Raw genomic sequence first — 14,402 nt, 5'->3', positions numbered from 1 at the left:
CCACCCGGCATCTGGCTTTCCTCCCAAATTCAACAACCTGTGATCTCCGTCGGCGCATTCGCTTGACGACAATTTGTACGCATGTTAACAGAATGTTTTGCCTTTATTTGGCCCGTCAGATAAGGATCATTCATGTTACGGTACAGTCTCTTAACCGCCGGGCTTATGCTCGGCGCCTCCGCTTTTGCCGCGCCGGCAGGCGACCTTCCCCTGATGCCCTGGCCTGCGAAGGTGGAACGCCCGACGACTCAGGGCGCGCTGGTGCTTAACAATCAACTCTCCGTGAGCGTCAGCGGCGACGATCTGGGGGATGCGGTCAACCGCCTGCGCCAGCGCATTGCGCTGCAAACCGGCTGGACGCTACAGCCGCAGGCCGAAAAACCTGACAAGCCGACCATCCGCATCGCCATCGCTAAAAAGGTGAAGCCGCAGCCGCTGCCGGACAGCGATGAAAGCTATACGCTGAAGGTCGATGCCAACGGCGTGAACATCTCCGCTAACACCCGCTTTGGCGCATTGCGCGCAATGGAAACCCTGCTCCAGCTGATGCAGAACGGTGCCGAAAACACTTCGATTCCGTGGGTTACCATTGCAGATTCGCCGCGCTTCCCGTGGCGCGGGCTGCTGCTCGATTCGGCGCGCCATTTCATCCCGATACCCGATATCAAACGCCAGATCGACGGTATGGCCGCGGCTAAGCTCAACGTCCTGCACTGGCATCTGACAGACGATCAGGGCTGGCGCTTTACCTCGAAGCGTTATCCAAAATTAACCCAGCTTGCCAGCGACGGGCTGTTCTACACCCCTGAGCAGATGCGCGAGATTGTGCGTTACGCTGCCGAACGCGGCATACGCGTGGTGCCGGAGATCGATATGCCGGGCCACGCCTCAGCGATCGCCGTCGCCTATCCGGAACTGATGAGCGCGCCGGGGCCGTACGCCATGGAGCGCCACTGGGGCGTGCTGAAGCCGGTGCTGGATCCCACCAAAGAGGCGACTTACACCTTTGCCGACGCGATGGTCAGCGAACTGGCGGCGATCTTCCCCGATCCGTATCTGCATATCGGCGGCGATGAAGTGGACGACAGCCAGTGGAAGGCGAACGCGGCGATCCAGCGATTTATGCGCGACAACAAACTGGCGGACAGCCACGCGTTGCAGGCGTATTTCAACCGCAAGCTGGAGACGATCCTTGAGAAGCACCACCGCCAGATGGTCGGCTGGGACGAGATCTACCATCCCGATCTGCCGAAAAGCATTCTGATCCAGTCCTGGCAGGGGCAGGACGCGCTGGGGCAGGTGGCGCAGAACGGCTATAAGGGCATTCTCTCAACCGGCTTCTACCTCGACCAGCCGCAGTCCACCGCCTATCACTACCGCAACGAAATCGTGCCGCAGGGGCTGAATGGCGTGGATGTGATAGCGGACACCGACAGCGCTCAGAGTTGGACTTTCTCCATGCCGCGCCTGAAGGGCAAGCCGGTGGAAGGCAGCTTTACGCTGGTGAAAGGCGATGCTGGCTGGCGCGGATTCATTGATTTTGCCGGGAAATCGCGTCGGGCGGTGAATAACATTCAGTGGCGAGGCGACAACCAGGTGACGTTTACCGTTGACACCTGGATGGGTGAAACGCGCCCGGTCGTTTCAGTTGCGAACGATAAGCTCAGCGGTTATTTCCTGGTGGGCAACGCGCGCTACCCGATTGACGGAACGCGTCTGGACGAGGTGCCAAAAGGCATACCGTCCGTGGTGCCGGACCCGGCGAACGAGGCCAATCTGCTCGGCGGTGAAGCCGCGCTGTGGGCGGAAAACGTGGTCGCGCCGGTGCTGGATATCCGCCTGTGGCCGCGCGCCTTTGCGGTGGCGGAGCGGCTGTGGTCGGCGAAGGACGTGAACGACGTCGACAACATGTATACCCGGCTACAGGCGATGGACAGCTGGTCCACGGTGTCGGTTGGGCTACAGCAGCATACCCAGCAGCAGGTACAGTTCACGCGGCTGGCAAATAATGCGGATACCCTGCCGCTGCAAATCCTCGCTCAGGCGCTCGAGCCGGCGCAGTATTACACCCGCCAGCATCTCAAGTTCCAGGCCGGAAACTATCATCAGTTCGAGCCGCTTAACCGGCTCGCGGACGCGCTAAACGCTGAAAGTGCTACCGTGCGTCAGATGAATAAATGGGCCGACCGTCTGGTCAGCGACGCGGAAGACACGGAAAGCGCCGAGGCGCTGCGCCACGTCTTTAACCGCTGGCAGAACAACACCAGCGACGTGCTGGCCTTGAGCGAAAACAGCTATCAGCTGAAGGCTATTAAGCCGGTGATTCAGGAGGTGGATAAGCTGGCCTCGATTGGCCTGAGGCTGACGGATCTGGTGGCGCGTCAGGGGACGCTGGACGACAAAGAGATAGCCTCGATCCAGAGCGAGCTGGACAGCGCGGCGAAGATTCAGGACGAAGTGGTGATTGCGGCGGTCTATCCGCTGGAGACGCTGCTACGCGCCACGCGGAATCAGTAACACACATGCCCGGTGGCGTGTAGGCCCGGCAAACGAAGTGCCGCCGGGCGTAAAGGCTACTCAGTTCTTCAGAACCCATGCCTCTTTCCAGTGTGCGCCAACGCCTGGCTCATACTGGTTTGCGGTTGGGCTGTACTGCACGCAGTAGCCGCTGTACGGGAAAGGCTTACATTCGTAGGTCTTACCGTCTTTAGGCTGAAGCACCACGGTACCTGCCTTGTAAGACGCGATATTGTCAGGGAAGGTAAAGTCGTGGTGGCCGGTGCTGTCCGCGGCTGCATCGCTTTCCAGCATCAGGTTCAGTACGTCCTGCGCGAACATCGTGCCGTCTTTATTGGTCGCGTAGTATTTCAGCATGTGGTGGCCGGCGGTCACGTCGGTCAGGGTCATGGTGACGTCCTGATTGCTGTTGTTCATGTCCTGCTTCAGGTAGCCTTTTTCCGCACCGTGGTGGTTCATCACGTGTGCTTCAAAATTCACGTCGCCCTGGGTGTTAACGTGGAAGGTCACGGTCGCGTTGCCATGTTCGATTTTGCTGTATTGCAGATCGGTAACGGCGATGCTCTCGCTCACCTGCGCTTTCTGCTCTTCATAAGAGATAGCAACGGACTGTAAGGTGCTGCCGTCTTTCACGAAGACGCTGTTGGCGCCGTGAACCGGGCTGATGTCACCGGCCTCATCCTTCACGCCGACGCGCACGTCGTGCTGCGCGGTGTTGATCTTCTGCGCCAGATCGTAGGACCACTGGTTAGCGTCGCCCTGCTCAGCAGAGCCGATGGTCATCTCGGTGCGCATGGCGGTCACTTCGCCGTGGGCGTCGAAGAAGCGTGCGATAACCTTATCACCCACGTTCAGGTTATTACCGGCAATCTGGCCGCTCAGGGTTTTGCTCCACTCGGATACGATCGCAGGCGTTTCGTCCGGGGTCACGTTGCCGCCATTGCCGAAATCAACGTCGATAGCCTGATAGAAGCTGTTTGAAGTATCTGCAATTTCCCATACGCCGTAAATGACCTGATAGCCCGTGCGCTCAGGAACATTACAGGTCATGGATTTAGTTACGGCTGGCGCCTGGCTATTTCCGTTAATTGTACAGAACGGGGTTAATTCAAACTGATCGCGAGTGAGCGGCTTATTTGGGTCCCAGTTTTGTTTGGTAATGTAATAACGCCAGTTGGTGGTTTTGTGCGGCGCAGTATGGTGCCAGACAAATTCATGCGGGCCTGCGGTCATTGGGTTTTTAGTCCACGCATTCAGGCTCTGCTTATCCAGCTGAGAATATTGTGAGATACCCGCGCTGGCGAGGTGTCCGTCTGCTGGCTCTGCCCCAGTCGGGAAGCCGGAGGTTTTCTCTACGCTCTGCGGTTCATACTGTACGGCTCCGCAATCAATATTTTGACCCAGCTTACACATATAGGCGCGGCTGGCAGGAGATTCAATATATCCGTGGGCAAATGCGGAAGACGCAACGGTCAATGTTGCGAGCGCAAGTGCGATTTTTGAAAGTTTCATTACTCATCCATAAAAAAGAGAATATTACTAGGCGGGGGGATTCTAATAATCGGACAAGTAATATGTCATTTCGTACAGAGAGTAAAAATGGTCGCAATAATAAAGGCAGCGAGCGCTGCCTTTTATTTATTGAAATAAATTAGCGACGTACGGCGATCGCTTCAATTTCAATTTTCACGTCTTTTGGCAGACGCGCTACTTCCACGCAGGAGCGCGCCGGGAAGGTGGCGTTGTGCTCGGTGAAGAACGCTTCGTACGTGGCGTTAACGGTGGCGAAGTCGTTCAGATCTTTCACGAACACCGTCGTTTTGACGATATCACCCACTTTCAGGCCCGCAGATTCAACGATAGCCTGCACGTTTTCCAGCGACTGACGCGCCTGCGCCGCCACGTCGGCCGGCACTTCACCGGTTTTCGGGTTTACCGGGATCTGGCCAGAGGTGATGATCATGCTGCCCAGATCAACGCCCTGAACGTATGGGCCAATGGCCGCTGGTGCATTTTCCGTCGCGAGTACTTTGCTCATTTTTTCTCCAGAATTACAGCGTTAAGAATGTTCCCGGCCATTATAACAGCCGGGATTTCATTACCAACCTCAATTAGTTGGCCAGCACCACATAATGGGAAAACTCTTTTTCGCAGTATTTGCATTTGAGCGCGATGTCATTGGCGCGCTTTTTCACTGCAAAGCTGGAGGAGACCGGCTCGGCGTGGCTGATGCAATTGCTGTTCGGGCAGACCAGCACGCTTTCGATACGCTCCGGCAGGCTCGGGCGGGATTTGCCCACCACGTCGTAATCGTCGATGCGGTTAACCGTGGCGTCCGGCGCATACAGCGACAGCTGGTTGACCTGTTCGTCGGTCAGGAAGGTGTTTTCGATTTTGATCAGATCTTTACGGCCCATTTCGCCGGACGGCAGGTTCAGGCCGATGGTGATGCGCTGGTCGGTTTCGGTCAGTTTGAACAGCGTCAGCAGCTTAAAGCCCACCTGCGCAGGGATGTGGTCAATCACGGTGCCACGCTTGATGGCTTCAACCTGGAGTTTGTTATCGTGTGTCATGGTCGTCTCCCCTTACAGAGCTAATTCGCGATTCAGAACCAGTGCCAGTAACGCCTGGCGAGCGAAGATGCCGTTCCCGGCCTGCTGGAAGTACCAGGCGTGCGGCGTTTTATCCACGTCGGTGGCAATCTCATCGATGCGCGGCAGCGGGTGCAGCACCTTCATGTTGTCGCGCGCGCCGTCGAGGTCGCTGGCGCGCAGCACGAACTGCGCCTTCACGTTGGCGTATTCGGACGGATCCAGACGCTCTTTCTGCACGCGGGTCATATAGAGAATATCCACGTTGCCCACCACCTCTTCGATGCTGGCGTGCAGGCTCCACGCAATGCCTTTCTCGTCCAGCATGTCGAGGATGTACTGCGGCATCGCCAGCGCGTCCGGGGCGATGAAGAAGAAGCGGTTGCCGCTAAATTTCGCCAGCGCCTGGGTCAGGGAGTGGACGGTGCGACCGTACTTCAGGTCGCCGACCATGGCGATGTTCAGGTTTTCAAGCGTGCCCTGCGTCTCCTGAATGGTGAACAGATCCAGCAGGGTCTGCGTCGGATGCTGGTTGGCGCCGTCACCGGCGTTCAGCACCGGAATGCCGCCGGAAAACTCGGTTGCCAGGCGCGCCGCGCCCTCCTGCGGGTGGCGCATCACAATCGCGTCCACGTAGGTGCTGATCACTGAAATGGTATCCGCCAGGGTTTCGCCTTTTTTGCCCAGCGACGTGTTGCTGCTGTCCGAGAAGCCCACCACGCTCGCGCCCAGGCGGTGCATGGAGGTTTCAAAGGAGAGGCGGGTGCGCGTCGACGCTTCAAAGAAACAGCTCGCGATCACCTTGTGCTTCAGCAGCTCCGGCTGCGGATTGGCCTTCAGTTTTGCCGCGGTTTCCAGAACCAGTTCCAGCTCTTCGCGGCTGAGGTCGTTTATGGAAATGATGTGTTTTTGATAAAGCGGATTCATGTTTATCTCCTGACGCCGGGCAAAAAAAAGCCCCTCAAATGAGGGGCTCTGGGAATAGGTTTAGCAACGGGAAGAAAAACGGCAGGCCAGCGTCTGATTTCAGACGCGGTAAGACGTTATGTCGTACACGCTTGACCATGCTTCCTCCCGGCAAATTGTCGGCCATTATACGCACCTCGTTTTTGGGATCAAGCGATTTAATGCACGCTTTACTCAATGCAAACGGTTCTTTATGAATATTAATGCATTCTGAGTAAATAATTAATTTGCTTATGCACCAGCGCGGTACGCTTCACCACCCGGGGCGCGACCCAGACGATACTGCTTCCCGCCACCACGCCTAAAATTTCCGGTAACTGGTGATAATCCAGAATACGCGCCACCGCGCGGCCATATCCGGCGACGGTATGAATAAGGATAAATTCGCTATTGTGCTCCACGCTGACCACCATTTCGGAGACGGTGCGCGCGGCGTCGGGGGCAGGGCGCAGCTGGGGATTCAGCGAATAAATCTTTAGCCCTTTGGCATTGCGAATTTTTATGACGCCGAGCAGCTTGAGCAGACGTGAAACGGTGGACTGGCTGATGGTCTCAAAACCCCGCTCCTGCAAGTCGCGGCGGATCTCTTCCTGAGAGAGATAGCTCTTTTCCGCGATCAGACGCTGGCAGACCGTTAGCTGTAGTTGCTCTTTGGGAGAGTACTCTTCGTAATCCATCATAGTTCCCATATCAATTCCCGAAATAACCGGTGGCACCGCACCGATCCGTAGGCCGGATGAGCGCAGCGCCATCCGGCAAATCACAACAACGCGCCCAGGCTTAACGCCACCATAATCACCACCGTCAAAATCCCCAGCAGCGGCGCGACCCATTTCAGATAGCGCACGTAGGGCACGCGGGCGATAGCCAGCCCGCCCATCACGACGGCAGAGGTGGGGGTGACAAGGTTAACGAGGCCGGACGCCGACTGGTAAGCCGTAACCACCAGGTCGCGGTTGACGTTAGCGAAATCGGCAAGGGGTGCCATGATCGGCATCGTCAGAACGGCCAGGCCGGACGAAGAAGGCACAAGAAACGACAGCACCACCTCCAGCCAGTACATCACGTTAATGAACGCCACCGTCGATAATCCGGTAACCATCCCCTCGGCGCTGTGCAAAATGGTGTGGGTAATCATGCCCTTATCCATCATTACTACGATACCGCGCGCGATGCCGATAATCAGCGCGACGCCCAGCAAATCTCGTGCGCCGTTGATAAAGGTTGAGGTCAGCTCCTCTTCGCTCATGCGGGCGATAAGCCCAACGATAATGGCGCTGGCGAGGAACACTGCCGAGATCTCTGCCATCCACCAGCCCCGCACCGCCACGCCGTAGATCATCACCGCGAAGGCGAGGGCGAAGATCGCCAGGATGAGTTTGCGCACCGGGGTAAATTCCAGGGACTGCTCGCCCTTGTTGCCGAGAAAATGGGCGCGGTTCTCTTCCTGTTTATCCGCCACGATCGACAGCGACGGATCTTTGCGCACCTTACGGGCGTAGCGCATCACCCACGCCACGCAGATGATCCAGCCGATGACCAGCAGCGCGATGCGCAGCATGATCCCGTTGGTGAAGGGGATCCCGGCGGCGTTGGCGGCGATCACCGTGGCGAACGGGTTTATAGTAGAGCCGAGCGTGCCGATCCCCGCCCCGAGCAGCACGGTGGACGCGGCAACCACCGGATCGAACCGAGCCGCCAGCATCACCGGCACCAGTAAGGTATAGAAGGGCAGCGACTCTTCGGCCATGCCGTAAATGGTGCCACCTGCGGCAAACAGCGCCATCAGGATCGGGATCATCCACTCTTCGCGTCCGCGCAGCTTAGTGGTGACGCGCTCGATCCCGGCGTCAATTGCCCCGGTTTTGGTGACGATCCCGAGAAATCCCCCGATGATCAGAATAAACAGCGCGACGTCGATCGCCCCGGCCTGGCCGGACTCCGGATCGTACAGCCCGGCTATCGGGGCCATCAGCACCGACACCAGCCCCTGCGGGTGCGATGCCACGTGCGCATAGGTGCCGGCGACCGGCACCTCTTTGCCGAGCGCCTCGTTCATCGCCATATGGTACTGCCCGGCCGGAACAATCCACGTCAGCACGGCAACCACGGCAATCAGAAAAAAGAGAATGGTGTAAGCGGAGGGAAACTTGAACTTGCCCATGATGTTCTCCTGAAACCCGGCGCACCCCGCGGCGCGCCGGGCGGTGATTAGTCGCCGAGTGTCGCCACCATGACCGCTTTAATGGTGTGCATGCGGTTCTCTGCTTCGTCGAAGACGATGGAGTTCGGTGATTCAAAGACCTCTTCCGTCACTTCCAGCCCCTTCAGGCCGTACGCCACCTCGATTTCGCGGCCCACTTTGGTGTGCTCGTTGTGGAATGCCGGCAGGCAGTGCATGAACTTGACGTTCGGGTTGCCGGTGGCCTTCATGACGTCCGCGTTGATTTGATACGGCTTCATCAGGCTGACGCGCTCGGCCCAGGCCTCCTTCGGCTCTCCCATGGAGACCCACACGTCGGTGTAGAGGAAATCGGTGCCGTGCACGCCTTCTTCCACGTCGTCGGTAAGGGTGATGCGCGCGCCCGTTTCTTTGGCGATGGCGCGGCACTGCTCAACCAGCCCGGCTTCTGGCCAGAAGGATTTGGGCGCGACGAGGCGGATATCCATCCCCATTTTGGCCGCGCCGACCATCAGGGAGTTGCCCATGTTGTTACGCGCGTCGCCCAGGTAGGCAAAGCTCAGCTCCGGCAGGGTTTTGCCCGGGGAGTGCTCCAGCATGGTCATCAGATCCGCCAGAATTTGCGTCGGGTGGAACTCGTCGGTCAGGCCGTTCCACACCGGCACGCCCGCGTACTCGCCCAGCTCCTCGACGATGGCCTGGCCGTAGCCGCGGTACTCGATGCCGTCATACATGCGGCCCAGCACGCGGGCGGTGTCTTTCATCGACTCTTTGTGACCGATCTGCGACCCGCTTGGGCCGAGGTAGGTAACCTGCGCGCCCTGGTCAAACGCGCCCACTTCGAAGGCGCAGCGGGTGCGGGTGGAGGTTTTTTCAAAGATCAGGGCGATGTTTTTTCCGACCAGCGTCTGCTTTTCGCGCCCGGCTTTTTTGGCCGCCTTCAGCTCGATGGCAAGGTCGATCAGGTACTGGATCTCCGCCGGGGTGTAGTCCAGCAGTTTAAGAAAGTTGCGGTTTTTCAGGTTGATGGTCATGGGTAAATCCTTTTTAAATGAGAGTTCAGTTACGAATCAGCGTGCCTTTCTCGCCCGTCAGGATCTCCGCGCCGTCGGCCAGCGCGCCGATCCCGGCAATCCCGCCGCAGGCCTCAACAAATTCGCGGCAGGCGGCGACCTTCGGCCCCATCGATCCGGCGTCGAACGTCATGTCTTTAAGCAGTTCCGGCGTCACCTGCGCCAGCGGGCGCTGGGTCGGCTTGCCCCAGTCGAGGTACACCGCGTCGGCATCGGTGAGGATCAGCAGGGCATCGGCCTCGATCTGGCGCGCCAGCAGGGCAGCGGAGAGGTCTTTGTCGATCACCGCCTCAACGCCGCGATAGCCGTTGGCGTTTTCCACTACCGGCACGCCACCGCCGCCGTTGCAGATCACCAGGTGGTCACGCTGGATCAGCGCCGTAATGGCGTCGCTCTCGACGATGCGCTTCGGCTGTGGAGAGGGCACCACGCGGCGGAAATAGGCGCCGTCGGCCCTGAACGTCCAGCCTTTTTCTGCGGCCAGCGCTTTCGCCTGCGCTTCGCTGTACACCGGGCCGATGTATTTGGTCGGGTTGCTGAAGGCCGGGTCGGCGGCGTCCACCTCTACCTGAGTGAGCAGAACGCTCACCTCGCGCTGCGGCAGATTGTTTTTCAGCGCCTGCTGGAGCATGTAGCCGATCATCCCCTGGCTTTCCGCGCCGAGAACGTCCAGCGGGTAGGGCGTCACTTTGTCGTAGGCGCTGTTCTGCAATGCCAGCAGCCCGACCTGCGGCCCGTTGCCGTGCACCAGCACCACGCGCCACTGTTCTGTTAATCCGGCGATGGTGCGGGCGGCCTGCTCAATGTTCTGACGCTGAATATCCGCTTCCAGCGGCTCGCCGCGCTTGAGCAGCGCGTTGCCGCCCAGGGCCACAACCAGAGTGGGTTTTCGTTCCATGATGGCTCCTTAAATTCCGTCGCGTTCCAGTGGGCAGCTCATGCAGCGCGCGCCGCCGCGACCGCGTCCCAGTTCGTCGCCGGGGATCGGCAGCACGGTGATGCCCGCTTTGTCGTACTTCTCGTTGGTCCAGACGTTACGCTCGTAGCCGATCACCACGCCCGGGCGGATGGTCAGGACGTTATTGGCGTCGTTCCACTGCTCGCGTTCGGCTTCAAAGGCGTCGCCGCCGGTGGTGATCAGGCGGACCTGGTTAATGCCGAGGGCTTTCTCAATGGCGTGCAGCAGGTCGGTTTCTTGCGTGCGCAGCAGGCCGCCGCGTCCGTCTGGGGTGAGCGTCCAGCACTGGGCGTCTTTGCGCACCACTTCCGGATAGACGGAGAAGGTGTCCACGTCGATGTGGGTCATCACCGTATCGAGGTGCATGCAGGAGCGGTGTTTTGGCAGCTCAACGGCAATCACGCGTTCGGCCTGACGGTGTTTAAACAGGCTGTTGGCGAGGAACTCCACGCCCTGCGGCGTCGTGCGCTCGGACATGCCGATCAATACCGCCCCGCGGCCAATCACCAGTACGTCACCGCCTTCTAAGGTGGCGTGGTCGTAATTAATATTCTCGTCGCCGAAATACTTAATAAAATCGCCGTCGGCAAATGCCGGATGCCAGCGATATATCGCGCGCAGATTATTGGTTTCACGCTGGCGGGCGGGTTTCGCCATCGGGTTAATGGACACGCCGTTATAAATCCAGCAGGAGGTATCGCGGGTAAATAAGTGGTTCGGCAGCGGCTTCATAATAAAATCATTCGCCGTGTGGGTATCCACTACCATATTTTTAATGGCTGCCGGAATTTCGCCGTAGGTTAATCCCCCGCTTAATCGCCGCGCCAGTTCGCGGTGCGGCATATCCGCCAGCCAGCCGCGCACGTCGCCGGCAAAGGTTGGACCGAGGCGATAGTCGGAAATTTGCGTTTCAAGAAGCCAGGCTTTCGCTTCTGCAATATCAAGCGTTTGCGTGAGCAGGTCGGTCAACAGCAGGACTTCCACACCCTGCTCGCGCAGCGTGTTTGCGAAGATGTCATGCTCTTCACCCGCCCGTTCAACCGACAGTACATCATCAAATAACAGCTCCTGACAGTTTGAGGGGGTTAACCGCTTCAGGCTTAAATTAGGGCGGTGCAGCATAACGCTACGCAATTGACCAATTTCAGAACCGACGTAATGCTTTTCCATAATTATTCCTTTAACTGTTTTTTCAGAATAAAAAGGGCATGCGCCATGTGATGTGTTTAATTAAATGGCGGCTAAGCTCAATTGATTTCGTGATTCATAGTAGGCGCTTAAATAACGGTTATTGTGACATTGCTCACGCGAAAAACGATATTAAGGCGTTTGTTTTCATTTGCATGATTCGCATCAGATAATGATTAAATTGTTATTATCGAAGGATGAATAGCTAAGCGGAAACGGGTGGCATTATTTGAGGTTGTTATTATTTTGTAGAATTGCACATTTAGACATATTTAGTTATGCTTCTGATTTTAAAAGATAAAATATCAAGATAAGAATGGCTATGCAATTAATGCAATTAACTATTTTGGACTTAAGAAAAATCAATAAATAATTATGGCGTTATAAAGGAAATAACCAGAGTGGTAAAGTGTGACGTGGCCGCAGGTTTTATGTTTTAGGCTGTAATTTCAATGGGTTATATTGATTCAATGGCGAGAGTCGGGTGAGGTTATGCATAACCACTGCATAAATGCCTGACTGCGATTAACAGCAAATTAACACATTTCCCGATAAACATGCGCTTGCGCAAAAGTTGCCTAAAAAGGGCTGGCGGGGGGAGAACAATTTTCGTATAAAAGATAGAAATGAAACGCTGTTTTAATTTGAGGGCTATACCATGATCGTGGGCAACATTCATCATCTCCAGTCCTGGCTACCAGAAGAACTGCGCCAGGCCATTGAGCACGTTAAGGCGCACGTTACCGACGCGACGCCGACCGGCAAGCACGACATCAACGGCGACCGCCTGTTTTATCTGGTGTCAGAAGACATGACCCAGCCTTTCGCCGAGCGCCGCGCCGAGTACCACGCGCGCTATCTGGATATCCAGATTGTGCTGAAAGGTCAGGAAGGGATGACGTTCAGCACCCTGCCGCACGGCACCCCGGACACCGACTGGCTGGCGGACAAAGACATCGCGTTCCTGCCGGAAGGCGGGCAGGAGAAAACCGTGGTGCTGAGCGAAGGGGATTTCGTGGTGTTTTACCCGGGCGAAGTGCATAAGCCGCTGTGCGCGGTGGGGGAGCCTGCTAAGGTCAGGAAAGTGGTTGTTAAAATGCTGGTGGAGTAATTCTTTACCCCTCACCCTAACCCTCTCCCCTTTGGGGAGAGGGCCGGGGTGAGGGGTTAGCGGACAATATGTGATCCAGCTTAAACTTCCTACACTCCTTCTTCCCTTCCCATTTACCTCCCCTTTTTCTGCGTCATAGTATGATCGTTAAATTAATGAACGCTGTTCTATAATATAGAACAAAATGATTCAACAAGGAGATCTCATGCCGCAGTCCGCGTTGTTCACGGGGATCATTCCCCCTGTCTCCACCATTTTTACCGCCGACGGCCAGCTTGATAAGGAGGGTACCGCCGCGCTGATCGACGATCTGATCGCAGCGGGCGTTGACGGCCTGTTCTTCCTGGGCAGCGGCGGCGAGTTCTCCCAGCTTAGCGCCGAAGAGCGTAAGACCATTGCCCGCTTTGCTATCGATCACGTCGATCGTCGGGTGCCGGTGCTGATCGGCACCGGCGGCACCAACGCCCGGGAAACCATTGAACTCAGCCAGCACGCGCAGCAGGCGGGCGCGGACGGCATCGTGGTGATCAACCCCTACTACTGGAAGGTGTCGGAAGCTAACCTGATCCGCTATTTCGAGCAGGTGGCCGACAGCGTCGCGCTGCCGGTGATGCTCTATAACTTCCCGGCGCTGACCGGGCAGGATCTGACTCCGGCGCTGGTCAAAACCCTCGCCGACTCGCGCAGCAATATTATTGGCATTAAAGACACCATCGACTCCGTCGCCCACCTGCGCAGCATGATCCTCACCGTTAAAGCCGCTCATCCGCACTTCACCGTGCTGTGCGGCTACGACGATCATCTGTTTAATACCCTGCTGCTCGGCGGCGACGGGGCGATTTCGGCCAGCGGCAACTTTGCTCCGCAGGTGTCGGTGAATCTTCTGAAAGCCTGGCGGGATAAAGACGTGGCGAAAGCGGCTGAGTATCATCAGACTCTGCTGCAAATCCCGCAGATGTATCAGCTGGATACGCCGTTTGTGAACGTCATTAAAGAGGCGATTGTGCTCTGCGGCCGCCCGATTTCCACGCACGTGCTACCGCCCGCGTCAGCGCTGGACGAGCCGCGTAAGGCGCAGCTGAAAACCCTGTTACAACAGCTCAAGCTCTGCTGAGCCGGACGATACCGATGACCATTGAGAAAATTTTCACCCCACAGGACGATGCGTTTTATGCGGTGATCACCCATGCGGCGGGACCGCAGGGCGCGCTGCCGCTGACCCCGCAGATGCTGATGGAATCCCCCAGCGGCAACCTGTTCGGCATGACGCAGAACGCCGGGATGGGCTGGGACGTCAATAAGCTGACCGGCAAAGAGGTGCTGATTATCGGTACCCAGGGCGGTATTCGCGCCGGGGACGGACGCCCGGTTGCGCTGGGCTACCACACCGGACACTGGGAGATCGGCATGCAGATGCAGGCGGCGGCGAAGGAGATCACCCGCAACGGCGGGATCCCGTTTGCGGCCTTCGTCAGCGATCCGTGCGACGGGCGCTCTCAGGGCACGCACGGCATGTTCGACTCGCTGCCGTACCGCAACGACGCGGCGATCGTGTTTCGTCGTCTGATCCGCTCCCTGCCCACGCGCCGGGCGGTGATCGGCGTGGCCACCTGCGATAAGGGGCTGCCCGCTACCATGATTGCGCTGGCTTCGATGCACGACCTGCCGACCATTCTGGTGCCGGGCGGGGCGACGCTGCCGCCGACCGTGGGGGAAGATGCGGGTAAGGTGCAGACCATCGGCGCGCGTTTCGCCAACCACGAGCTCTCCTTGCAGGAGGCCGCCGAGCTGGGCTGTCGCGCCTGCGCGTCGCCGG

13 protein-coding genes and 2 pseudogenes are annotated in these 14,402 nt (G+C 57.8%); 5 read left to right on the top strand and 10 right to left on the bottom strand.

What is annotated here, in order from left to right:
- Positions 1–132 precede the first annotated feature (132 nt).
- Positions 133–2,517 carry a family 20 glycosylhydrolase gene (locus tag N5C09_RS16435; protein ID WP_279749461.1) on the top strand — a complete coding sequence of 795 codons (2,385 nt, stop codon included), beginning with the start codon at positions 133–135 and terminating at the stop codon, positions 2,515–2,517.
- A 60-nt stretch (positions 2,518–2,577) separates the two neighbouring features.
- Here N5C09_RS16435 and gbpA read toward each other — a convergent pair whose 3' ends face one another.
- The 5 genes from gbpA to N5C09_RS16410 form a co-directional block, all read right to left on the bottom strand.
- Complete coding sequence (gbpA, locus tag N5C09_RS16430) at positions 2,578–4,029, bottom strand: N-acetylglucosamine-binding protein GbpA (protein WP_279749460.1); 1,452 nt, start codon at positions 4,027–4,029, stop codon at positions 2,578–2,580.
- A 139-nt stretch (positions 4,030–4,168) separates the two neighbouring features.
- A complete protein-coding gene (gene ridA, locus N5C09_RS16425; protein WP_003863373.1) occupies positions 4,169–4,555 on the bottom strand; it encodes a 2-iminobutanoate/2-iminopropanoate deaminase in 387 nt (128 codons plus the stop codon).
- 73 nt (positions 4,556–4,628) lie between these two features.
- A complete protein-coding gene (gene pyrI, locus N5C09_RS16420; protein ID WP_010427352.1) occupies positions 4,629–5,090 on the bottom strand; it encodes an aspartate carbamoyltransferase regulatory subunit in 462 nt (153 codons plus the stop codon).
- A gap of 12 nt (positions 5,091–5,102) precedes the next feature.
- The gene (gene pyrB, locus N5C09_RS16415; RefSeq protein WP_063867237.1) at positions 5,103–6,035 is read right to left on the bottom strand and encodes an aspartate carbamoyltransferase; all 933 of its coding nucleotides are present in this window, start codon (positions 6,033–6,035) and stop codon (positions 5,103–5,105) included.
- Between the two features lie 34 nt (positions 6,036–6,069).
- Positions 6,070–6,174: a pyrBI operon leader peptide gene (locus tag N5C09_RS16410; RefSeq protein WP_022646880.1), complete on the bottom strand. Its 105-nt coding sequence runs from the start codon at positions 6,172–6,174 to the stop codon at positions 6,070–6,072.
- Here N5C09_RS16410 and N5C09_RS16405 point away from each other — a divergent pair.
- Positions 6,154–6,278 (top strand): annotated as a pseudogene (locus N5C09_RS16405) (hypothetical protein). The gene N5C09_RS16410 and the pseudogene N5C09_RS16405 sit on opposite strands and share 21 nt — an antisense overlap.
- Here N5C09_RS16405 and N5C09_RS16400 read toward each other — a convergent pair.
- The 5 genes from N5C09_RS16400 to arcA all read right to left on the bottom strand — a co-directional run bounded on the left by N5C09_RS16400 (position 6,275) and on the right by arcA (position 11,457).
- Positions 6,275–6,754: an ArgR family transcriptional regulator gene (locus N5C09_RS16400; RefSeq protein WP_028015317.1), complete on the bottom strand. Its 480-nt coding sequence runs from the start codon at positions 6,752–6,754 to the stop codon at positions 6,275–6,277. The pseudogene N5C09_RS16405 and the gene N5C09_RS16400 sit on opposite strands and share 4 nt — an antisense overlap.
- 80 nt (positions 6,755–6,834) lie before the next feature.
- A complete protein-coding gene (locus N5C09_RS16395) occupies positions 6,835–8,238 on the bottom strand; it encodes a YfcC family protein (RefSeq protein ID WP_107534549.1) in 1,404 nt (467 codons plus the stop codon).
- Between the two features lie 47 nt (positions 8,239–8,285).
- A complete protein-coding gene (gene argF / locus N5C09_RS16390) occupies positions 8,286–9,290 on the bottom strand; it encodes an ornithine carbamoyltransferase (protein ID WP_107534550.1) in 1,005 nt (334 codons plus the stop codon).
- A gap of 25 nt (positions 9,291–9,315) precedes the next feature.
- Complete coding sequence (locus tag N5C09_RS16385) at positions 9,316–10,227, bottom strand: carbamate kinase (RefSeq protein WP_279749459.1); 912 nt, start codon at positions 10,225–10,227, stop codon at positions 9,316–9,318.
- 9 nt (positions 10,228–10,236) lie between these two features.
- Positions 10,237–11,457, bottom strand: a complete 1,221-nt coding sequence (gene arcA, locus N5C09_RS16380) for an arginine deiminase (protein WP_008501384.1) — start codon at positions 11,455–11,457, stop codon at positions 10,237–10,239.
- 676 nt (positions 11,458–12,133) lie between these two features.
- Here arcA and N5C09_RS16375 point away from each other — a divergent pair.
- The 3 genes and pseudogenes from N5C09_RS16375 to yagF form a co-directional block, all read left to right on the top strand.
- Positions 12,134–12,586, top strand: a complete 453-nt coding sequence (locus tag N5C09_RS16375; protein WP_279749458.1) for a YhcH/YjgK/YiaL family protein — start codon at positions 12,134–12,136, stop codon at positions 12,584–12,586.
- Between the two features lie 205 nt (positions 12,587–12,791).
- Positions 12,792–13,700 (top strand): 2-keto-3-deoxygluconate aldolase, encoded by a 909-nt coding sequence (gene yagE / locus N5C09_RS16370; RefSeq protein ID WP_279749457.1) that lies wholly within the window; start codon positions 12,792–12,794, stop codon positions 13,698–13,700.
- 14 nt (positions 13,701–13,714) lie between these two features.
- A pseudogene (gene yagF / locus N5C09_RS16365) lies at positions 13,715–14,402 on the top strand (xylonate dehydratase YagF); the annotation flags it as partial.

Origin of the sequence: Enterobacter sp. GD03975, assembly GCF_029838645.1 — a bacterium.
GTDB classification, from domain to species: domain Bacteria; phylum Pseudomonadota; class Gammaproteobacteria; order Enterobacterales; family Enterobacteriaceae; genus Enterobacter; species Enterobacter quasihormaechei.
The sequence above is the reverse complement of the archived record's forward strand: the minus strand, read 5'-3'. Positions and strand labels throughout refer to the sequence as shown.